The sequence below is a fragment of the Vibrio pomeroyi genome (assembly GCA_041879425.1).
GTDB lineage: Bacteria > Pseudomonadota > Gammaproteobacteria > Enterobacterales > Vibrionaceae > Vibrio > Vibrio pomeroyi_A.
In genome coordinates, this window is the sequence record CP090854.1 from 3103704 (window position 1) to 3126415 (window position 22712).

The window sequence follows — 22712 nt, forward strand, 5'->3', positions numbered from 1 at the left end:
ATAGCTTGCCTATGTGATGAAGCGAGTATAGTGCAGTTAACACGGTTAGAAAGCCAAGTACGACGTAAAAACTAGCCTAGTCTTTTGACGCTCATTACATCTTTGATCTGCTCGACTCGACTTGTCACTCGACTCAGAATCTCAATGTTGGTCACTTCTAAATCGAAATCCATTACCGATAACTGACGTTTGTAGTCGATACGGCTCTTCATTGTCGTCACGCTGATCTTCTCGTTCGAGAACAGTGAGGTGATGTCTTTCAGCAAACCATTACGCTCTAGTGCCTCAACACGCAGCGTTAGGATGTAAGAACCGACAAAACCATTACCCCAAACGGTATCAATGATACGTTCTGGTGCATGTAGACTTAGCTCACTTAGCTGTTCGCAATCGCTACGGTGAACTGAAATACCACGACCTTGAGTGATGTAACCTTTAATCGTATCGCCTGGGATTGGCTGACAACAACGAGCAAGGTGGGTCATTAGGTTATCAACACCTTCAACGACTACGGCATCTTTCTTAGGACGACTCTGTTGTGCAGGCTTGTTTTCCGACTCAAGCAATTTCTCTAGCGCTTTCTTGTCTTCTTCTTCGGCTGTTGGCTTATTCACCAGCGCATTGATGTGATTAACCACTTGGTTAATGCGCAAGTCGCCACTACCGATACCGGCATAAAGCTCATCTGGCGTGTTCACATTAAAGCGTCTTAGCGCGTATTGATCGGCATCTTTTAGAGTTGCACCAACCTTCGCTAATTCAACCTCAAGAATGTCACGACCCGCTTCTAGGTTCTTCTCACGACTTTGCGCGCGGAACCATGCGTTGATTTTCGCACGAGCACGGCCAGAGTGAACGAAACCTGTGGTTGGGTTCAACCAATCACGAGATGGGTTCGGCTCTTTCTGGGTTATGATCTCGACTTGGTCGCCCATTGATAGTTTATGGGTGAACGGTACGATACGCCCTGCCACTTTGGCACCGATACAACGGTGTCCAACCATCGAGTGGATGTGATAAGCGAAGTCCAACGGAGTTGCTCCCATTGGCAAGTCGACCACATCACCACGCGGTGTAAACGCGTAGACGCGGTCATCGAATACTTGGCTACGGACTTCATCTAGCATCTCGCCAGAATCCGACATCTCTTCTTGCCAATCGATAAGCTTACGCAACCAGGTGATTTTCTCGTCGTAACCACTGCGGCCGCTTGAAGCACCTTCTTTGTACTTCCAGTGCGCCGCAACACCAAGTTCTGAGTCTTCGTGCATCTGCTTGGTACGGATCTGAATCTCAATAGTCTTGCCTTCAGGGCCAAGAACAACCGTGTGAATCGACTGGTAACCATTTGGCTTAGGATTCGCCACATAGTCGTCAAATTCGCTTGGTAGGTGTTTGTATTTTGTATGAACGACACCTAAACCGGCATAACAGTCTTGAAGTTGGTCGGCGATGATACGCACAGCTCGAACATCAAAAAGCTCATCAAAGGCCAAGCCTTTCTTCTGCATTTTACGCCAGATGCTGTAGATGTGTTTTGGTCGACCGCTGACTTCAGCATTGATGCTTGAACGGTTCATTTCTGCCGTTAAGTCGTCAACGAAATCTGTGATGTATTGTTCACGTACGATACGACGCTCAGACAGCTGTTTTGCAATCTGCTTGTAGGTGTCTGGCTGCTGGTAGCGGAATGCGTAATCTTCGATTTCCCACTTAAGCTGACCAATACCTAAACGGTTCGCTAGCGGTGCATAGATGTTAGAACACTCTTTTGCTGCCGCACGGCGCACAGCATCAGGTGCCTTTTTCACCTCAATAAGGTTACAGATTCGCTCTGCTAGCTTGATGACTACGCAACGGAAGTCATCAACCATTGCTAATAGCATGCGACGAACGTTATCGACTTGACCCGAGGCAGCACTGCCTTCAAGGGTCACGTTAAGTTGACCCAAAGCCGCCATTTCTTCAACGCCATCAATCAACTTTACGGTTTCTTTGCCGTAGCTTTCTTCAAACGCTTCGCGCTCAAAAACGCCGCTAGAGACGACGGGGAAAAGTTGTGCAGCAATTAAAGTGGCACGGTCCATGGACAAGGTGACCAAGATTTCGATCATCTCGCGGCCACGCCAAAGCAAGAGCGATGCTTGCTCGTGATCTTTTAAAAGTTCTTCACAGTGACGATAAACTTTAATCAGTTTATTTGAGGTTTTTGCGTCTTGATTCAATGACGCAATCCAACTTTCTAGCTCAAACTGTTCGCTTGGGTTTAAATGTGCGCTTCGTACCGCAACCATCATGCCTTCCTAGTTATTCTGTTTATACCCAATTCAATATGACTAACTGGTTCCAAGTTAGTTCGACCATATTGATATCAGCGCAAGTTTCCCTGCGCCTTTGTGATTCATTTTGAAGCCTTGTTTAAGGGCCTCTAAGCCTTGATAAAGAGAGCCATTGATTCTAAATGACTGGTGTGTGGAAACATGTCCAACATACCAAGCTTGGCTAATTGATAGCCTTGTTTTTCTAAGCTCTCAGAATCTCTAGCTAGAGTAGCAGGATTACACGAAACATAAACCACACGCTTCGCTCCTAACGCTGAAATTTGATCAACGATCCCACTCGCTCCAGCCCTTGCAGGGTCGAGCAATACTTTATCGAATTTCTCTTTTGCCCAAGGCTGTGAAGATAAGTCTTCTTCAAGGTTCGCTTGGTAAAACTCGGTATTACTCAATTGGTTTAATTCTGCATTCGACGTGGCTTGTTGTACCATTTCATCAACACCTTCCACACCAACCACAAACGCCGATTGTTGTGCGATCGGCAGACTGAAGTTACCTAACCCACAAAACAGGTCAAGTACTCGCTCATCCGCTTTAGGTTCTAACCACTCAATAGCTTGAGCCACCATCTGTTGGTTTACCTTCTGGTTAACCTGAATAAAGTGGTTTGGTTCAAACGGCAATGTCACACCCGTTTCTTTATAAGCTGGCGCATCACCCACTAAGCGAAGCAATTTGTCGGTTTCTGGCATCGAGTACAGCGTCGCGCCTTCCCCTTTCGCTAACGCAATCAGCGCTTGCTCATCTTTTTCTACCAAAGGCTTAAGGTGACGCAGAACCATAACAGGGCCAGTATCGCCCAACACTAATTCAACGTGTCCTAAAGAGGTAAGGTTGCTGAAAGTGTTGAGTAAATTTTTCAGCTTTGGCAGCAATACATTCAGACGAGGATCAAGCACGGCACAGTCGGTGATGTTTTCGATCTGCTTACTCTGCTTCTTGCGGAAACCGAACTGAAGCTTCTGTGTTTTTTTGTCAACAAACAGGCTGATGCGCGCACGACGACGATAACCCGTTTCATCACCCACAATAGGTTGGGCAACTTCAGTCTTATCCGTCTTATATTGATTCATTAAGTGCGTGAGAGATTGCGCCTTGTGCTCAATCTGAGAGTCGTAACCAAGGTGCTGAAGATGGCAGCCACCACACTGACTAAAGTGTTTACAAAAAGGCTTTAAACGTTGCTCGCTCGGCTTCAATAATTTGATGAGTTTTGCGCGTGCAAATTTACTCTTACTCTCAGTAAGTTGAATAACCACCTGCTCACCGGGCAATGCGCCATCAATGAAAACAGGTTTGTTTTTCTGATAAGCGATGCCAGCGCCATTGTGATCCATTCGTTCAACTAAAACCGATTGATGCTTGGTCTCTAGTTGAGTTTTCTTTTTTGGTTGGAAAAAACGTGCCATTGCTTGTGCCTAATGTATCTTTTAATAAGTAATTGGTATCCAGGACTCACTATTCTGTCTTGGAATCATTGTCGAACGTCACGGCTTTGATTAAGCTTACCGTTCACTTAACCGCCATTGTGTGCGTTATTTTCCCATATCCAGACCTCGATGTAATTAAAGAACATGACCAGATATGGCTTAAGAGCCCGTGTAATTACCTTAACTCTAGCTCCAACCCTGATTATTGGGTTGCTATTGAGTGCATTTTTCTCATTTAACCGCTATCAAGACCTTGAGGGGCAAGTGGTTAACACTGGTACTAGCATCATTGAACCACTGGCGATTGCGAGTGAATCCGGCATGCAACTCGAAAGCCGAGAGTCTGTTCGTCAGCTAATTAGCTATGCGCATCGAAAGAATTCTAAGCTTGTGCGTAGTATCGCGGTGTTTGATGAACGTCACGAGTTGTTTGTAACATCAAACTTCCACCCTGATTTTGAAAGCCTGACCTATCCCAAAGATAAACCGATCCCGCATTTGAGTTCGTCGAACCTGCTCGATAATACGCTGATTCTTCGGACGCCGATTATTGCGGAAGGTCAGTACATCAACTCGGCCAATGGTCAATCTCAGGCCAACCAAGCGATTGGTTATATTGCGATTGAATTAGACCTTTCTTCACTTCGTTTGCAGCAATACCAAGAGGTGTTCTCTGCCTTCTTAGTTCTGATTCTTGGACTGGGTCTTTCTGGTGTTTTCGCTTTCCGTTTGATGCACGATGTGACTCAACCGATCACACATATGAAAAACATGGTCGACCGGATTCGTCGTGGTCACTTGGATGTCCGTATCGAAGGGAAAATGCACGGTGAGCTGGACTCGCTCAAAAATGGTATCAACGCGATGGCGGTGTCGCTGTCGGAATATCACGTAGAGATGCAACACAGTATCGACCAAGCAACCTCAGATCTGCGTGAAACCCTTGAGCAGCTAGAGATTCAGAACGTTGAGTTAGACATCGCGAAAAAACGCGCACAAGAAGCGGCACGTGTTAAGTCCGAGTTCTTGGCCAACATGTCTCACGAACTAAGAACACCACTAAATGGTGTGATTGGCTTTACTCGCCAGATGCTTAAGACTCACCTGTCGAACAGCCAAACCGATTACCTACAAACCATTGAACGCTCGGCAAATAACCTGCTTAGCATCATCAACGATATCTTGGACTTCTCGAAACTAGAAGCCGGCAAGCTAGCCCTAGAAAACATTCCATTTGAGTTCCAAGCGAGCCTTGAAGAGGTAGTGAACCTTCAAGCCACCAACGCCCATGAAAAAGGGTTAGAACTGACGCTTAAGATTGATCCGAAAGTGCCACCGGGCGTTGTTGGTGACCCACTGCGTATCCAGCAAATCCTAACCAACCTCGTTGGTAACTCAATCAAGTTTACTGAACGTGGCAACATTGATATCAGTGTTGAACTGCGCTCGCAAAGCGAAGACAACATCGAACTGCAATTTATGGTTCGCGATACCGGTATTGGTATCTCTGAGCGTCAGCAAGCACAGCTTTTCCAAGCCTTCAGCCAAGCGGATGCAAGTATTTCTCGTCGCTATGGCGGTACTGGCCTAGGCCTAGTAATCACCCAGAAGCTTGTTAGCCAAATGGGTGGCGAAATCAGTCTAACCAGTCGCCTGCACCAAGGCTCAACCTTCTGGTTTACCTTAAGGCTTTCGACGACCGATATGCCGATGACCGAGCTGATTGAAACTCAATGCCTGCAAGACAAACAACTACTGCTTATCGAACCAAACATGCAAGCGGCTTCGATTACTCAGCAAATCTTGACTCAGGAAGGCTTAGTCGTCACTTACCGTTCGGTGATGCCGGACGAGTCGACCTCATACGACTATGTTCTGCTTAACCTTGCAGCTAACCAAGATTACCAATTTGATACGGTAAGCGGCTGGGCAATTGGGGCGAAGAAGATTGCGCAGAACGTGATTATTGGTACGCCAAGTACTGAGTTAGCATTGGGTGAGCAGCTAATGAAAGAGGTTGATGTTCAGTGCATCACCAAGCCTCTATCTCGTAAGAAGCTACTGCAAACCTTGGTGTCTAACCAAGCGCCAACCTTGATAGCACCAGCGATTGAAACCCATTCTGAAGAGAAGCTACCGCTTACTGTGATGGCCGTGGATGACAACCCAGCCAACCTTAAGTTGATTACCGCTCTGCTTAAAGAGCGTGTAGAAACCGTCATCAGTTGTACTAGCGGACAACAGGCGATCGACAAGGCGACAGAAACACCGTTTGATATCATCTTCATGGATATTCAAATGCCACAAATGGATGGTGTGACGGCTTGTGAGAATATTAAGAAGCTGGCGAACAATGCCAATACGCCAGTCATTGCCGTAACCGCTCATGCGATGATTGGCGAGCGTGACCGACTGCTTGAAGCGGGTATGGATGATTACCTCACCAAGCCGATTGAAGAGCATGTGTTACAACAGGTTCTGATTCACTGGAGCCCGACCTCAGAGGTTGAGCACATCGAAAAGATAAATCCAGACCACCCTGCTGTTTCAGCTGAAATCGATAACAGCCAAGTGTCAGAAACTGAAGCAAGTGTGCACAAGAACATCATCATTGATTGGCAAGCGGCGATGAAGCAAGCCGCCAATAAAGAAGACCTCGCACGCGATATGCTGCAAATGCTAGTCGACTTCATTCCTGAGGTTTATGAGGCTGCAGAGAAAGCCATTGAAGACAGTGATTACCCTGTTGAGCAACTGATACACATCATCCATAAGATGCATGGCAGCAGCTCGTACAGTGGTGTTCCAAGGTTGAAATCGGTATGTGCAACAATAGAGAAAGAACTACGTTCAGGCACTTCTGTTGAAGATATTGAGCCAGAGCTTTTTGAACTTCAGGATGAGCTAGAGAAGGTTCAAGCCACTGCAATTCACTATTTGAAACCCACGAAGGCTTGACGAGTACTTGCTCTTAACAAAGACTCTTTAAACGGTTTTCAACCAATAAAAAAGCAGAGCTCATAAGCTCTGCTTTTTTGTTTTGTAGCGAGTCGCTAATCAAACATTAGATTCAGGTTAGTCGTAATCAATCACGATTCGAGTAACACGGTTGCCACAGCGTAGTGGCGTTCATCTGAGATCGTCAGGTGAATTGATGTTGTGCCACTCGCCTCTGCGATTTCACGTGCTTTCTTGTGCAGGCTCAATACTGGCTTACCATGCTCATCGTTTGAAATCTCAAAGTCGTGGAAGGTCACACCTAGCGCTATGCCTGTACCTAATGCCTTAGATGCTGCTTCTTTAGCGGCAAAGCGTTTTGCAAGGTAACGGCCTTTTTGCTTCAACTGTTGGAATACTTCAAACTCAGAATCCGTCAAAATACGTTGAGCAAAGGCGTCACCACTTCGCGACAGCGCCTTCTCGACACGTTCGATTTCTGCGATATCTGTACCTAATCCAACAACTGCCATGCTTCCTCTACAAATTACTTTCTATCTAATGATTAACTATCGCTTAACGCTTATGACTAACAAAACTAAGCGTTGTTACGTGCTGTTTCCATGATTGCTTTCATGTCTGCAACGGCTTTGTTTAAGCCATCAAACACTGCACGTCCCATGATAGAGTGACCGATGTTCAGCTCGTAGATCTCTGGAAGTGCCGCAATTGGCGCAACGTTGTGGTAAGTCAGACCGTGGCCCGCATTGACTGTGATACCTAAGTCATCTGCGTAGCTTGCGCCTGCTGCGATCTTCTTAAGCTCGTCTTGTTGGTCTTCTTCTGTCTTAGCATCAGCATAGTGACCCGTGTGCAGTTCAATGAACGGTGCGCCACACGCTTTTGCTGCATCGATTTGCTCACGGTCAGCATCGATAAACAGAGATACCTTGATACCTGCTGCAGACAGTTTTTGTGTCGCCGCTTTGATCTTCTCTAGTTGACCAACAACGTCCAAACCACCTTCAGTGGTTAGCTCTTCACGCTTTTCAGGAACCAGACAAACAAACTCAGGATTAGTATCGAGTGCAATTTGAACCATCTCGTCCGTTACTGCCATCTCCAAGTTCATGCGAGTTTGAAGTGTTTCAGCCAGAATACGCACATCGCGATCAACGATATGACGACGGTCTTCACGTAGGTGAATAGTAATGCCGTCTGCGCCAGCACGTTCAGCGATTTCAGCTGCGTGTACTGGATCTGGGTATTTAGTACCACGTGCATTACGTAGTGTTGCAATATGGTCGATATTAACGCCTAAAAGGATTGAGCTCATTTTCCAATACTCCGTGCTCTAGAGAGGGCTATTGTTGGCATAAATAGCTCTCTACTTTTTAATGGTTTGCCGCCAAGATACGGCTTTAAGGCTATGCGTGTAAAGCGTTTTGCCGCTTTTAACTGCTCTTTAGTGATAAACCTACGTTCGCTGATTGCAATAAGTTCATCGCCCATAAAAGTTAGGTTATCTCGACGCACTGAAGCGATGAAACCTTTCTGCTCTCGGTAGCGATAAGTCATGGTTGGATCGATGGCTTCACCAGTACCTGCGCAGTGTAAAAAGTCGACCCCATAGCCCATTGCAGATAATAGAGCCAACTCAAAGCGACGCAGTGCTGGCTCAGGATTCTCATTATGCGCGAGCTCTGTTAAAGCATGAAGATAGTCGTGAAAAAGTGCAGGCATGGGTACTTCAGCCATCAATACGCGTCCGATTAGCTCATTGACATACATGGCTGAATACAGGTTTATACCCGCGAGAGGAAGCCCCAAGCTGATTGGCTCAGCTTGGCGTAAGGTTTTCATCGAACCATTACCAGACCACTTAAGCAGTAGCGGCGTAAAAGGCTGCAATGCACCTTTCAAATTGGAACGCTTGCTGCGTGCGCCTTTAGACATCAACGTCATCCGACCGAACTCTTCACTGAAGACGTCCAAGATCAGACTCGACTCACTGTATGGCCGACGGTGCAACACAAAGCATCGCTGTAACCCTTCGCTCAATCACTTACCCTTATTACAGATACAAAAAGAGAGAGTTCGCACTCTCTCTTGGATTTATCTTCAGTTCAACTTTCTTAATCTCAGAAAGTGACGTTCAATATATTATAGATCGTCGATGTAGCCTAACGAGCGAAGTGCACGCTCATCATCAGCCCAGCCAGATTTAACCTTGACCCAAGTCTCTAGGTAAACCTTACGACCGAATAGCTCTTCCATATCAATACGCGCTTCACGACCAATCGTTTTGATCTTCTCGCCCGCTTTACCAATCACCATTTTCTTCTGACCAGTACGTTCAACAAGAATCAGAGCATTGATGTGGAAGCCATCATTATCTGGGTTGTAATCGAAGCGTTCAATTTCAACCGTTACCGAGTAAGGTAGCTCGTCACCCGTAAAGCGCATTAGCTTTTCACGGATAATTTCAGATGCCATAAAGCGTTGCGAGCGATCCGTCACGTATTCTTCTGGGAAGTGGTGAGTCGCTTTTGGTAAGTGTTCACGTACGTGCTTACGCAGTACATCAATGTTCTTACCTTGCTTCGCAGAGATTGGCACAACATCAATGAAGTCCATCTTCTTAGAGACTTCCATCATGTGTTGCATGACGTTAGTGCGGTCTTGAACGTTATCTACTTTGTTGATGCAAAGTACAACTGGGAAGTCGGTCTTCTTCAGTTTGTTCAGAACCATTTCATCGTCGTCAGTCCAGTGAGTACCGTCGACAAGGAAGAATACTAGGTTTACATCACTCAGTGAGCTGTTCGCCGCACGGTTCATCAAACGGTTGATTGCACGCTTTTCTTCAATATGAAGTCCAGGAGTATCAACGAAGATCGCTTGGTAATCACCTTCAGTTTCCACGCCCATAATACGGTGACGTGTCGTCTGTGGTTTACGTGATGTAATAGAGATTTTCTGACCCAGAATATGGTTCAGAAGCGTCGACTTACCTACATTTGGGCGACCGACAATAGCGATGAAGCCACAGTGTTGGTTTTCCGGTAGGCCGGTTTGTTTGCTATCAGATGAAAAGAATGCATCGATATCGAAATCTTGGTTGTTATCAGACATTGCTTAGTTGCTCTAATGCTGTTTCAGCAGCCGCTTGTTCTGCCTTGCGGCGGCTAGTGCCTTTACCGATAACAGGTTTATCCACACCTGCCACTTCACACTCAACCGTAAACTCTTGGTTGTGTGCTTCACCTTTAATATTAGTCACTGTGTAGACAGGTAGAGGATTTCTTCGACCTTGCAAAAACTCTTGAAGACGAGTTTTCGGATCTTTTTGAGATACTCCAGGCTGAATTGCTTCTAGGCGAGATTGGTACCAGCTTAAAATAATGCCGCGAACCGTCTCGGTATCACTATCTAAATAGACAGCGCCGATGATCGCTTCAACAGCATCCGCTAGAATAGAATCACGACGGAAACCGCCACTCTTCAACTCACCTGGACCTAATTTTAAGTAATCTCCTAGTTCGAATTCACGACCTAGTTCTGCCAATGTATGACCACGTACTAATGTTGCACGCATGCGGCTCATATCACCTTCGTTTACCTTAGGGAAACGGTGGTAAAGATCATCAGCGATAACAAAACTTAAAATTGAATCGCCCAGAAACTCAAGACGTTCGTTATGTTTACCTGCGGCGCTGCGGTGAGTCAGCGCCAAGTGGATAAGATCGGCATCATTGAACTGATAGCCAATCTTTCTCTCTAGTTTATCAATTGGAGAATTCATGCTCTCTCGATGTGTTAATTGATCGATTAATGAATCCCACCGATGCGATTAAAACGCACACCAGTAGGAATCCATGTTGGAAGTACACTGTCAGAACCACGTTCGAACTCGAAGCTGATCCAAATAGCAACGGCCTTACCAACAAGGTTTGCTTCAGGGACAAAGCCCCAGTAACGGCTGTCAGCACTGTTGTCACGGTTATCACCCATCACAAAGTACTGGCCTTCTGGAACGACCCACTCGTTAACACCATTGCGAGGCTGGTATGCTTGCACACGGTCGCGGCGTAATGGGTTAACTAAAATTTGGTGCTCTACGTCTCCAAGCTGTTCATTCAGCTGAATCAGGGGCACACCATCTTGAACAAATTGGCTTTCTTCAACGTTACTTAGTTTCACTGGTTCACAGCTACTTGTACCCTTCGCTTGAATACAGATCTCTTTACGACTGCTGTAACGAATGGTGTCACCCGGCATACCAACAACACGCTTGATGTAGTCGATATTAGGCTGAGGTGGGTACTTAAATACGATTGAATCACCACGCTCTGGCTTGCCCGTTTCTACCAGTTGAGTGCGCCATACCGGATCTTTTAGACCGTACGCGTACTTCTCTACCAAGATGAAGTCACCCACCAAAAGGGTTGGCATCATCGAGCCAGAAGGGATTTGAAACGGTTCATAAATAAATGAACGCAGAACCAAAACAAATGCAATTACCGGGAAAATGGAAACACTGTTCTCAACCCACCAAGGCTGAGCCGTAACTTTTGCGCTGGTTTCAGCGTCTAGGCCATTCGATTGTGCTTCAACGTCAGCCAGTTTTTGTTGGCGCTTCTTCGCCCACACAAACTTTTCCAACGCCCATACAATGCCAGTCACTAGAGTTACGATCACTAAGATAAGCGAAAATGTATTAGCCATTGATATCCCTTAAATTTCATTTCTTTAAAAATAACGAAAGTGAAAGAGTATAACCCTTTCACTCTGCTTAATATTTCTAATCTGTATCAATCATGCTGACTAAATGCTGGGGAGATTACGCAGGAAAAATCGTTTAGTTCGAGGCGCAAAGTGCAGTGACTAGTGGGCCTAATTGCAATCTTTGCAACAAAGAAATAAACGATTTTAACCAGTAATGTTCAGCAGGTAGTTAGTGCGATTGATACCTAGTCTTTACCAACATGAAGAATCGCTAAGAATGCTTCTTGAGGCAGTTCAACGTTACCGATCTGCTTCATACGCTTCTTACCTTCTTTTTGTTTCTTAAGAAGTTTCTTCTTACGACTGATATCACCACCGTAACATTTTGCGATTACGTTCTTACGCAGTTGTTTCACTGTAGAACGAGCAATGATGTGGTTACCAATCGCTGCTTGAATCGCGATATCGAACATCTGGCGAGGGATGAATTCTTTCATCTTCTCAACCAGTAGACGACCACGAGACTGAGCAATGTCTTTGTGCGTAATGATAGCCAGTGCATCAACCGTTTCGCCATTCAATAATACGTCTACACGTACCATGTTTGATGGCTCGTAACGTTGGAAGTTGTAATCCAATGATGCGTAACCGCGAGACGTTGATTTCAGACGGTCGAAGAAGTCTAGAACTACTTCTGCCATAGGAAGATCGTATGTCACAGCAACTTGGTTACCGTGGTAAACCATGTCTACTTGTACGCCACGCTTCTCAACACACAGTGTGATTACGTTACCTAGGTAATCCGAAGGTACCAAAATATTACAACGTGCAATTGGCTCACGAATTTCTTCTAGGTCATTAACCGCTGGCAGTTTAGCCGGGCTATCAACGTAAAGAACCGTTTTATCTGTTTTTACAACTTCATACACTACTGTTGGAGCAGTTGTGATTAGGTCTAGGTCGTATTCACGCTCTAGACGCTCTTGGATGATCTCCATGTGAAGCATTCCTAAGAAGCCACAACGGAAACCAAAACCAAGTGCTGCCGAACTTTCTGGTTCGAAGAACAGTGACGCATCGTTCAGGCTTAGTTTGCCTAGTGCATCACGGAAGTTTTCGTAGTCATCAGATGAAACAGGGAACAGACCTGCGTATACCTGAGGCTTCACTTTTTGGAAACCAGGTAGACGTTCAGTGCTGCCGCCTTTAGCAAGCGTCAACGTATCACCAACCGGTGCACCTAGGATGTCTTTAATACCACAAACAACCCAACCTACTTCGCCAGTATTTAGCTCAGTGGTGTCGATTTGCTTAGGTGTGAAGATACCTAGACGGTCAACACCCCAAACTTGATCTGTCGACATTACTCGAATCTTGTCGTTTTTCTTCAGTGTACCGTTCTTGATACGAACCAAAGAAACAACGCCAAGGTAGTTATCGAACCAAGAGTCAATGATCAGCGCTTGAAGAGGCGCTTCAGGATCACCTTCCGGTGGTGGGATAGCCGTTACGATGTTTTCTAAAACATCATCAACGCCTAAACCTGTTTTCGCAGAACAGCGAGTCGCTTCCATCGCATCGATGCCAACAATCTCTTCGATCTCTTCAGCAACGCGCTCTGGTTCAGCAGCTGGTAGGTCAATCTTGTTCAAGATTGGCACCACTTCCAGTTCCATTTCGATTGCTGTGTAACAGTTTGCTAGAGTTTGTGCTTCAACACCTTGGCCAGCATCCACTACAAGTAGTGCGCCTTCACAAGCCGCTAGAGAACGAGATACTTCGTACGAGAAGTCTACGTGTCCAGGAGTGTCGATAAAGTTAAGTTGGTAAGTCTCACCATCTTTAGCTTTGTAATCTAAAGTCACACTCTGCGCTTTAATTGTAATACCACGCTCGCGTTCTATATCCATAGAATCGAGGACTTGAGCTGCCATCTCACGTTCACTTAATCCTCCACAAACTTGGATTAAGCGGTCAGAAAGGGTCGACTTACCGTGGTCGATGTGGGCGATAATCGAAAAATTACGAATGTGCTTCATAGGCTTGGTGTGACTAAACTCTTTGAATAGGGATAATAAGAAAGCCGCTATGCTTCCAATCTAGCATCAGCATTGGTGGCGGCATTTCAATCAAGTTGGCAGATTCTACCCAATTTAAGGGCAATAAGCATCATAAATTAGACGAGAGACTCACCTAGGATTCGAATCAAGACGACTTCTTGCTTGGATTTGTCTTCCATAGGTTTGGCTAGCCGCTTCGCTAAGGCAATACCACCAGCTGTAAATAGTGCAGCACTGAGTATAACAATCCCCTCGCCCCCTTGGAGTAAGGGTTGTAACAAGAGTTGTCCAACGCAAGCACCAATCATCAACATGAAAAGTGGGATAAGGTAAACGATAGCTGCCGACTGAAGCAGGCTTTTTTCTGGGAAGCCGATCTCTACAATTTGTCCGGCTTTAACAAGGCTTTTGGTTTTAAGCTGCCAAAACAAAGATTTATTGCCTACAGCCTTGGTGACGATACCGGTTCCACAGCTTTTTTGAGAAGAGCAACTGCTGCAACTGGTTTGTTGTTCACAGCTCAGTTGAACAAAATATTGCTTACCTTTTTGTTCGACTGAGCTAACGGTCGCCAGCGCGGTCATCATTGCGCTGGTACCGGATTATTGAACGTAACTGACTGAGCAATGCGCTTGGCTGTTGCTGGCGGAATATCGCCAACTACAGAGATTTCTCTGTCGCCAATCACTAAGCTGTGTAAGGTTCTGCGTCCTTGGCGTACCAATTGCCCTTTCAATGAATGTTCATCTTTATCGGCGATGTACACCGAAAAGCTAAACAATCCATCACTGAAAAGCTGACTCTCGACCATTTTTTCGGTCGCTGCCATTTGGTAACGGCTAAGCTCTTTCGACTTAAACCCTTCTGGCACCCAAGACGCTTGCCAGTTGGTATCACTCACTAAGCCTTCTGGTAGTGATAAAACCTTCGGCAATTTCGCTTGATTCAAGCCACCCATGGCTTCAGCGATTTTATCGTTCACGACATAAGAGATAGTTCGGTACTGTTCCAGTATTTCACCATCACGATCTAATAGGTCGGCACGTAGAGGAAGACTGGTTTTCTCGTCTACCCAAACCACGTAAGAGTAACGAAGGCCATCTTTTGGCACTACGCGTAACACTTGAGTAGTGCTGCCCGCTTCACGAGAACGGCCAACTTTTACAAAGTCGTAGTACTGATTTAGGGATTCGATATCTCGATTGATCATCGGAATAACAGGAGCAACCATGCTGCCTGACTGGATCGTAAACGGCTCTGTACCCGGTTCGATGTAGCTCACTTCATTACCGCGACGAATCACTTCACGAACAGGGCCACTCAGGTAAACAAGGTGTGCGAGTTGTTGGTCGTCGTTAACTGCATGACGATAAAGCAGAGGTTCAATACTGCTCTTCTTTATCAATATGTAGGAGAGTTCATAATTTAGATGCTGACTGGCCTCGTTCATTTGATGCAACAAGGCCTTTGCAGTGGGTTCCTCTGCAAAGGCTGCTGGAGACATCAAGCTGAACAGTGTCAGTGCACTGACCAGGATTTTCTTCATTCAATGTCCGATTCTAGATGTGCATCTTGCATTGGCGATGCATCACTGTTTAATCTTAGTTGTAGCTCATAATCTTCTAACATTGCATGAACGCGTTTGCGCTGCTCTTGCAAGTTAGCTTCAGATGCCGGTTTCTCAACAGAGTCGCGCGTTAAGCTTACTGGTTCCGCAGAACCCGCAAATGGAATCGTCTGTAGTACAGGCAATTGCTCAGGTGCTGCAGGGTCGCTGCCACCATATTGCTGAACACCGAGTACAACGGCTAACGATACACACGCTGCCACGGCAACTTGTCCAAACTGCTGTAACCACGCAGGAAGCTGACGCTTCGCTTGCTGAGGTTTCGGCTGCTCTTCAATTGGAGCAACAGTAGGTTCAACATTCACTTGGTGCAGGTTCGGTATTGCACTATGTGCAGGCTCGGCTTCAAGCGCCGCTGCCACACTGTCAGCAATGTTCCAATCTTGAGTTTCTGGCGCATCCCCACGCATTACGTCACCAATCAAATGGTAACTCTGCCAGGTATTCATGCTTTCTTGATCAGATTCAAGGTCTACAATGAGAGCTTTATCGATCGTTTCACCATCCATGAGTGCCGAAAGCTTTTCTTTATCAGCCATTATTTTCACCATAATTATTACAAGTTCTAGCGTTGCAAAAGAGGTTTAATTTTCTTTTCCACTGCTTCACGAGCTCGGAAAATACGCGAACGTACGGTTCCTACAGGGCAATCCATTACTTCTGCAATCTCTTCGTAGCTCAAACCTTCAAGCTCACGCAGCGTCATTGCAGTTTTTAAGTCTTCTGGCAGCGCTTCAATCGCTCCAAAAACGACTTGTTTCAATTCTTTTGACAGCGTTAAGTTCTCAGGGTTCGATATTTCTTTTAACGCGCTGCCTGTTTCGTAATATTCAGCATCTTCTGCATCTACATCTGTTGCTGGCGGCCTACGGCTCTGGGCAACAATATGATTTTTAGCGGTGTTCACGGCAATTCGGTATAACCATGTATAGAAGGCACTCTCGCCGCGAAAGTTAGGTATCGCGCGGTAAGCTTTAATAAAAGCTTCTTGTGCTACATCAGGTACATCACCGGAATTATTCACGTATCGAGAGATAAGATTACAAACTTTGTTTTGATACTTAACCACTAGTAAGTTAAATGCCTGCTTATCTCCACTCTGAACTCGCTCAATCAACACTTGATCGGTTAGCTGCTCGTTCATTCGAGCGGGTACTCCTATTGTTATAACCCTCACCTTCACAGATATGGGTACTAATTATGCGAAATGTAGTATTGACACCACCGTCTACAAGAGCACTATTGTGACTAAGCCAAATACCGAAAGTTCCAACTTTCTTAAAATTATTTGCCATTATTGTTTCACAATGTGATGTAATAAAAATAGTTATCCCTATCAATTTGGGGAAACCTTGAGCAAAAGCAATGGTATTGAGCAATTAAATATTTCTAGATAGCTGTCTATATATTGATTTTGCGTAGCGTTTTAGGATGACTCTGGGGAGATTATAACAGTCTTACCGCAAGTCCTAAAACAAGACAAAGTCAATTGAGAGTGGACAACTCGACTATAGCCCGGGATTTAATAAGTTTTATGAACGCAAACCGTGAACATCAGTGTGATGTATTAGTGGTAGGAAGTGGTGCGGCAGGCTTGTCATTAGCCTTACGCGTAGCAGAACATGCAAAAGTAATTGTATTAAGCAAAGGACCACGCAGCGAAGGATCGACGTATTACGCACAAGGTGGTATCGCCGCGGTGTTCGATGAGTCGGACAGTATTGAGTCTCATGTAGAAGATACTCAAATTGCTGGGGCTGGGTTATGTGAAGAAGATACAGTTCAATTCATTGCTGAAAATGCTAAAGAGTGTGTGCAATGGCTAATTGATGGCGGTGTTCCATTTGATAAAGATGAGAACAGCACCGAAGGTCAGCCAAAATATCACCTTACTCGTGAGGGTGGACACAGCCACCGCAGAATTCTGCACGCTGCCGATGCAACTGGCATGGCGATGCAAACCTCACTGCAAGATAACGTAAAGAATCACCCAAACATCGAGATCTTCGAACGCCACAATGCGTTGGATTTGATCACTGAAGATAAAGTTGGTGGTTCGAAAGACAAGGTTATCGGTGCCTACATTTGGAACCGCAACCAAGAACACGTCGAAACCGTGCGCGCTAAATTTGTAGTGTTAGCTACTGGCGGCGCTTCAAAGGTTTATCAATACACGTCTAACCCAGATGTCTCTTCAGGTGATGGTATTGCTATCGCTTGGCGTGCAGGTTGTCGTGTGGCGAACCTTGAGTTCAACCAATTCCACCCGACTTGCTTGTTCCACCCAGAAGCGCGTAACTTCCTATTAACGGAAGCACTTCGTGGTGAAGGTGCGTACCTGCGTCGTCCAGACGGTTCTCGCTTCATGAAAGACTTCGATGAGCGCGGTGAACTGGCTCCTCGTGATGTGGTAGCTCGCGCCATTGACTTTGAAATGAAGCGCTTAGGTGCTGATTGCATGTACGTTGATATCAGTCACAAGCCTGAAGAATTCATCACTGCGCACTTCCCAATGATTCACACTCGTTTGATGGACTTGGGTATCGACATGACCAAAGAGCCGATTCCTATCGTACCAGCAGCCCACTACACCTGTGGTGGTGTTATGGTGAATAAACAAGGTCAAACCGACCTAGCGAATCTGTATGCGATTGGTGAAGTGAGCTACACCGGCCTGCACGGTGCGAACCGTATGGCTTCAAATTCACTGCTTGAATGTGTGGTTTACGCATGGGCTGCAGCCAAAGACATCGTTGAGAACATCGACCAGTCTCAACTGTGTGCTGAACTGCCAGCATGGGATGAAAGCCAAGTCACCAACAGTGATGAAGAGGTTATCATTCAACACAACTGGCATGAGCTACGTCTATTCATGTGGGATTACATGGGTATCGTGCGTACTGATAAACGTCTTGAGCGCGCAATGCGCCGTATCCAGATGTTGCAGCAAGAGACTCACGAGTATTACAGCAACTTTAAGGTTTCAAATAACCTGTTAGAACTGCGTAACTTGCTACAAGTTGCTGAGCTAATGGTTCGCTGTGCAATGCAACGTAAAGAGAGCCGCGGCCTTCACTACACGTTGGATTACCCAGAGCTTGCTGAAGACAGCGGCCCAACCATTCTGACACCAGAGAAAAGCCAGTCTTAATCTTGATAGATTGATAGATTGATAGATTGATAGATAAAATGCGAAAAAAGGGAGCCTAGTGCTCCCTTTCTTTCATCTGCAGCCATTACTTTCAGCCTGAAGTTTTGATTTCTCTAACCTGCTCGTTGCAAGTTCGCCAAGAAATTTCGATATTCTCGATCACAACAACTATCCCGCCAAAGCAATACCGAGTGCCCGCACTCAAACTGCAATTTAACAAAGAACTGCGCCCAGATCTTATCAACAGACTTGAGTCGGTAAGTTCGGTCATTGAGTCGAATATCACCATCCTCTTTGTAATCAAACTTCCCATGGGCGCTGTTTAGAGTCACATGGTTGTTTCTGAACAAGCGGATCATTAAAGCTAAGCAATAAAGGCTGGCGGCAAGTGGAATAGAAGACAGGACGATGAAAAACAAAAGGCACCCAAAAATAGTGCCTTTTGCAAATAATGCGGAATACGAAGGGTTAAGCTGAAGCTTAACGAACCTTGCTGAGGTTGTGTGCGACAATTTTATCAACCATTGATGCATGACCTAGGTTTTCACTGCGTCCGTGTCCCATTACCCAAGTAAACAAATCTGGGTCATCACACTCTAATAGAGAAACAAACTCGCGCTGCTCCTGCTCTTGCAATGAATCAAAACACTCTTCGAAAAATGGCATGATGACTACATCAAGTTCTAACATGCCGCGACGGCAACCCCATTTAATTCGTGCTTTCTGCTCTGCAGTGTACATTGGCTATCCTCACCTATAATTTTCTTTCTCGGAGTGTAACAAGTCATACGCCCTGCAACTACTATGTGAGTCACAGTCCCTATCTAAGCTCACAAAAAAACCTAGGCTGACAAAGAAACAGAACCGGATTAACATAGAGCCAAATAAAATTCTTAGGAAAGATAAAATGGATTGGAAAAACACATTTCAGCCACTCGCTCATACGCAAAATGAATCGCTTCCAGAACTGATGATGACACACGTGTCAGACTGGAGCGCAATCACCATGATAGGCGATGACAGAAAGTCGTACCTGCAGGGTCAAGTAACGTGCGATGTCGTCACTCTTCCTAATGATGAATCCACGTTAGGCGCACACTGTGATGCAAAAGGAAAGGTATGGAGCATCTTCCGCCTGTTCCATCACAATGGCGGTTACGCACTCATGCAGCCTAAATCTGCGATTGAAGTCGAGCTCGTTGAAATCAAAAAATACGCTGTGTTTTCTAAGGTTGATATTGAACAAACGACAGATGTTGTTATCGGTGTGATGGGCGCGTCTGCGGATCAATACATTGATTCTATTTCAGAAAGCCAAGGTAATGTGCGTACTATCTCTGGTGGTAGCGCGGTTAAAGTCTCTGACAATCGTTGGGCGCTGCTTATTACAGAAGAAGCTGCAGCAACCATAATCTCGAGTAGCTCAGCAGAAAAAGTATCAGAAGCACTTTGGCAATATCATGAAATTATTGATGCTCAACCGAACCTATCGAAAGCAGAGCAAAACGAGCACATTCCTCAAGCGCTTAATCTGCAAGCGATTGGCGGTATCAGCTTTTCAAAAGGCTGTTACACAGGTCAAGAAACAGTAGCTCGTGCTAAATACCGTGGCATGAACAAGCGTGAGATGCGCATTGTTTCAGGAACAACAGCAGAAGTATTGTCTCTAGAGAACCCTATTGAACTAGAGCGCAGCGTGGGTGAGAACTGGCGTGGTGCAGGTCGATTATTAAACGTATATCAATTTGCTGATAACAAAGCGATTGGTTTGATGGTATTGCCAAACAACCTTGATAAAGATGTTCAGCTTCGATTGACTGCGCAACCTGATCAAGTATGGAATATCCTGCCACTGCCTTACAGCCTCGAAGACGAGTAATCACGTGGAAACACTGATTACACAATGGCTAGATCAACAGCAGGTGGATTATCGCCTGCTGATGCAAAGCAAACCAACCACTAACATTGAAGAAACCGCGCAAGAGCGAGGCATCGACCCATCTCAAATGGTGAAGTGCATCCTGCTCAAGGATATGGGAAACCAATATGCGTTGGCCTGTACAGCAGGCGATCGCTCTGTCGATCCCAAGAAAGTACGCTCAGTGCTGAATTGCCGTCGAATGACCTGCGTATCACTCACCGATGTGGAATCCATCACCGGCTTTAAGGTTGGTTGTGTCGGTCCGCTTGCTCTAAAGAGGCACATGCCGATCATTTTTGATCCTTCCATTCAGAACAACTCAACCGTGACCATTAGCTCTGGTGATCGAATGGCAGGTGTTGCACTTGATCTCGAGGATCTTATGGCGTTATGCGCGCCAATCGTTGCAGAGATCAGTCGATGATCCATTCTAAGACGTAATTGATCGCAAACCTTCTTTAAATTTTTCATTAGATACATATTTAGTGTGAAGCTCGTCATAAGAAAAACACGCCAACATTAAATAGTTAATCAAAATAAAAGCATAAGTAGTCACAAAGTTAAATTTGCGTTATTGTGAATTTACTGACTAGCTATTAAGCAAATCAGTACAAGTGAATCCACTGAGTAACATCAGTATCCACTTTTGTGTAATGCATCTGTGACTATTCGCCCGTTTTAGACGGGCTTTTTTTTGTCCAAAATTTACAATTTGATTACACAAACAAAAAAATCCCGCCTATTCTTATACTTGTAACATTATCACTGCTTAATACCGAACAGGAAAGTTCACGGCAGTTCACTACTCAGTATTATTTTGGGGAGGAGCTCACGTAAAAATAGATATTTACTGAAGAAAGTGCTTAGAACAGCACAAATATCTAATTAACGTCAACTCTACTGCATATTACTCCATGCTTATCACAATTATTATCTCGGAGTTTTTCTATAATATGCAGGCTAGGTAAATATAAGGATAATTAAGAATGAGACTGTTTAAGCGCTATACACCGAGTATGATTGCTAAACATGTAAGTCGACTTTTCAAAGGACGAATCTACATTTACGGCGTAGGAAAATTTGAGTTTGATAACGGTAAGCTAGTACTACCAGACCGAGCAGAAAAACGTCACTTTCAAACAGTGAAAGAAATAAATAGTGAAATCATGAAACTGCGCTGCGCGTACGCATGACCTGATTACCTACAGAATTAAAAACAAAAAGGGTTGGCATAATGCCAACCCTTTTTTCGTATCAATGATGATTCGATAAATCACCAGAACACTATGTCACTATCTATGAGTCACTGGTCGCTTAGCTAAGTCAGGAAGATTACCTGACAAACCCAGTGCGCGCTTCATGATCTCATCTTTCGCACCCGGTAATTGGCCAGCAAGCTTCATACCGATACCACGAATCAGCTTCTTAGCTGGGTTATCGCCTTCAAACAGATCTTTAAAGCCCTGCATTGAAGCTATCATCTTCGCAGCCTCTGCTTTTCTCCAGCGCTCGTAGCCGCGAAGATTACGCTTGGTGCCAATGTCCTCACCCGCAGACCATAGCTTTAACAGCTCTTGTGCTAAGCTTGCTGCGTCTAATAAGCCAAGGTTAACGCCCTGCCCTGCTAATGGATGAATGGTATGAGCAGCATCACCAACCAAAGCCACACGCTCTACCGCAAAGTCACGCGCATAACGCATGCGTAGTGGGAAGGCAAAACGCTCACCAACCACTTCGCACAGTCCGAGCTTTGAGTCGAACTCTGACGTTAGCTGTTTATTAAAATCAGCATCTGACATTGATACAAGCTTCTCGGCACGATTAGGCTCCGTAGACCAAACAATCGAGCTCATGTGGCTTGGTTGCATTGGTAGGAATGCCAATGGGCCTTGAGGTGTGAATATTTGACGAGCAACGCTGTGGTGCGGCTCTGTGGTTTTGATGTTCGCGACAATCGCACTGTGGCCGTAATCCCAATGTGTTAATGGGATATCTTGCTGCTTACGAACCCAAGAGTTTGCGCCATCTGCTCCAACAACCAGCTTAGCAGTCAGAGCTTGACCATTGTCCAATGTTAACCAAGCTTCACTTTCACCAATCGCCATCGTTTTACACGTTGCGGGCATATACAGGCTGACATTGTCTTGCTTCTTAACCTGATCAAGCAGCGCTAATTGAACCACACGATTTTCAACGATATGACCCAAGTTCGGCTGAGCCAAGCGTGTCGAGTCAAACTCAATACGAGCGAAGCTGTCTTGCTCCCACACTTCCATCGCTTGATATGGTGCAGCTCGTCTTTGTTCAATGCCTTGCCATGCCCCTAGGTTACGAAGAATAACTTCACTAGAACGACTCAATGCAGACACGCGTACATCAGGCAGCTCGCTCAGCCCTTCACTAGGCGCTCTGCCTTCAATGACAGCAATTCTTAGGTCACTGTCTTTCAAGGCAGCAGCAAGCGCTAGGCCAACCATGCCACCACCAACAATCGCGATATCAACACTTTGCATCATTAT

The 22712-nt window shown here is 45.5% G+C and carries 20 protein-coding genes; 5 read left to right on the forward strand and 15 right to left on the reverse strand.

Features of this window, described 5'->3' with window-relative positions; translation table 11 throughout:
- Window positions 1-71 precede the first annotated feature (71 nt).
- Window positions 72-2294, reverse strand: coding sequence for a GTP diphosphokinase (relA, locus tag L0992_13540; GenBank protein XGB66722.1), 2223 nt, complete (start codon window positions 2292-2294; stop codon window positions 72-74).
- Between the two features lie 134 nt (window positions 2295-2428).
- Window positions 2429-3748: a 23S rRNA (uracil(1939)-C(5))-methyltransferase RlmD gene (gene rlmD, locus L0992_13545; GenBank protein ID XGB66723.1), complete on the reverse strand. Its 1320-nt coding sequence runs from the start codon at window positions 3746-3748 to the stop codon at window positions 2429-2431.
- A gap of 165 nt (window positions 3749-3913) precedes the next feature.
- Here rlmD and barA point away from each other — a divergent pair, with 165 nt between their 5' ends.
- Entirely contained in the window at window positions 3914-6727 is a 2814-nt protein-coding gene (gene barA / locus L0992_13550; protein ID XGB66724.1) for a two-component sensor histidine kinase BarA, read from the forward strand.
- A 131-nt stretch (window positions 6728-6858) separates the two neighbouring features.
- Here barA and acpS read toward each other — a convergent pair whose 3' ends face one another.
- The 11 genes from acpS to rpoE all read right to left on the reverse strand — a co-directional run bounded on the left by acpS (window position 6859) and on the right by rpoE (window position 16265).
- Complete coding sequence (acpS, locus tag L0992_13555; GenBank protein XGB66725.1) at window positions 6859-7239, reverse strand: holo-ACP synthase; 381 nt, start codon at window positions 7237-7239, stop codon at window positions 6859-6861.
- Between the two features lie 65 nt (window positions 7240-7304).
- A complete protein-coding gene (gene pdxJ / locus L0992_13560) occupies window positions 7305-8042 on the reverse strand; it encodes a pyridoxine 5'-phosphate synthase (protein ID XGB66726.1) in 738 nt (245 codons plus the stop codon).
- Complete coding sequence (gene recO, locus L0992_13565) at window positions 8039-8767, reverse strand: DNA repair protein RecO (protein XGB66727.1); 729 nt, start codon at window positions 8765-8767, stop codon at window positions 8039-8041. The genes pdxJ and recO overlap by 4 nt, the downstream gene beginning before the upstream one ends.
- A 102-nt stretch (window positions 8768-8869) precedes the next feature.
- On the reverse strand, window positions 8870-9841 hold the full coding sequence (gene era, locus L0992_13570; GenBank protein ID XGB66728.1) for a GTPase Era: 972 nt from the start codon (window positions 9839-9841) through the stop codon (window positions 8870-8872).
- Window positions 9834-10511, reverse strand: coding sequence for a ribonuclease III (gene rnc, locus L0992_13575; GenBank protein ID XGB66729.1), 678 nt, complete (start codon window positions 10509-10511; stop codon window positions 9834-9836). The genes era and rnc overlap by 8 nt, the downstream gene beginning before the upstream one ends.
- A gap of 26 nt (window positions 10512-10537) precedes the next feature.
- Complete coding sequence (lepB, locus tag L0992_13580; protein ID XGB66730.1) at window positions 10538-11434, reverse strand: signal peptidase I; 897 nt, start codon at window positions 11432-11434, stop codon at window positions 10538-10540.
- 245 nt (window positions 11435-11679) lie between these two features.
- On the reverse strand, window positions 11680-13473 hold the full coding sequence (gene lepA, locus L0992_13585) for a translation elongation factor 4 (GenBank protein XGB66731.1): 1794 nt from the start codon (window positions 13471-13473) through the stop codon (window positions 11680-11682).
- Between the two features lie 137 nt (window positions 13474-13610).
- A complete protein-coding gene (locus tag L0992_13590; protein XGB66732.1) occupies window positions 13611-14081 on the reverse strand; it encodes a SoxR reducing system RseC family protein in 471 nt (156 codons plus the stop codon).
- Window positions 14078-15040 carry a sigma-E factor regulatory protein RseB gene (gene rseB / locus L0992_13595; GenBank protein ID XGB66733.1) on the reverse strand — a complete coding sequence of 321 codons (963 nt, stop codon included), beginning with the start codon at window positions 15038-15040 and terminating at the stop codon, window positions 14078-14080. The genes L0992_13590 and rseB overlap by 4 nt, the downstream gene beginning before the upstream one ends.
- Window positions 15037-15660 (reverse strand): anti-sigma E factor, encoded by a 624-nt coding sequence (locus tag L0992_13600; GenBank protein ID XGB66734.1) that lies wholly within the window; start codon window positions 15658-15660, stop codon window positions 15037-15039. The genes rseB and L0992_13600 overlap by 4 nt, the downstream gene beginning before the upstream one ends.
- A 26-nt stretch (window positions 15661-15686) precedes the next feature.
- On the reverse strand, window positions 15687-16265 hold the full coding sequence (gene rpoE / locus L0992_13605) for an RNA polymerase sigma factor RpoE (protein ID XGB66735.1): 579 nt from the start codon (window positions 16263-16265) through the stop codon (window positions 15687-15689).
- Window positions 16266-16655: 390 nt separating this feature from the next.
- Here rpoE and nadB point away from each other — a divergent pair, with 390 nt between their 5' ends.
- Window positions 16656-18272, forward strand: a complete 1617-nt coding sequence (gene nadB / locus L0992_13610; protein XGB66736.1) for an L-aspartate oxidase — start codon at window positions 16656-16658, stop codon at window positions 18270-18272.
- 480 nt (window positions 18273-18752) lie between these two features.
- Here the strand turns inward: nadB and L0992_13615 are convergent, their stop codons facing one another.
- Window positions 18753-19013, reverse strand: a complete 261-nt coding sequence (locus L0992_13615; protein XGB66737.1) for a succinate dehydrogenase assembly factor 2 — start codon at window positions 19011-19013, stop codon at window positions 18753-18755.
- 166 nt (window positions 19014-19179) lie between these two features.
- Here L0992_13615 and ygfZ point away from each other — a divergent pair, with 166 nt between their 5' ends.
- The 3 genes from ygfZ to L0992_13630 all read left to right on the forward strand — a co-directional run bounded on the left by ygfZ (window position 19180) and on the right by L0992_13630 (window position 21386).
- Complete coding sequence (gene ygfZ, locus L0992_13620) at window positions 19180-20151, forward strand: tRNA-modifying protein YgfZ (GenBank protein ID XGB66738.1); 972 nt, start codon at window positions 19180-19182, stop codon at window positions 20149-20151.
- Between the two features lie 4 nt (window positions 20152-20155).
- Window positions 20156-20617, forward strand: a complete 462-nt coding sequence (locus tag L0992_13625; GenBank protein XGB66739.1) for a YbaK/EbsC family protein — start codon at window positions 20156-20158, stop codon at window positions 20615-20617.
- Window positions 20618-21179: 562 nt separating this feature from the next.
- On the forward strand, window positions 21180-21386 hold the full coding sequence (locus tag L0992_13630; protein ID XGB66740.1) for a DUF1107 domain-containing protein: 207 nt from the start codon (window positions 21180-21182) through the stop codon (window positions 21384-21386).
- Between the two features lie 99 nt (window positions 21387-21485).
- Here the strand turns inward: L0992_13630 and L0992_13635 are convergent, their stop codons facing one another.
- Entirely contained in the window at window positions 21486-22709 is a 1224-nt protein-coding gene (locus tag L0992_13635; protein ID XGB66741.1) for an FAD-dependent 2-octaprenylphenol hydroxylase, read from the reverse strand.
- Window positions 22710-22712: the final 3 nt, after the last annotated feature.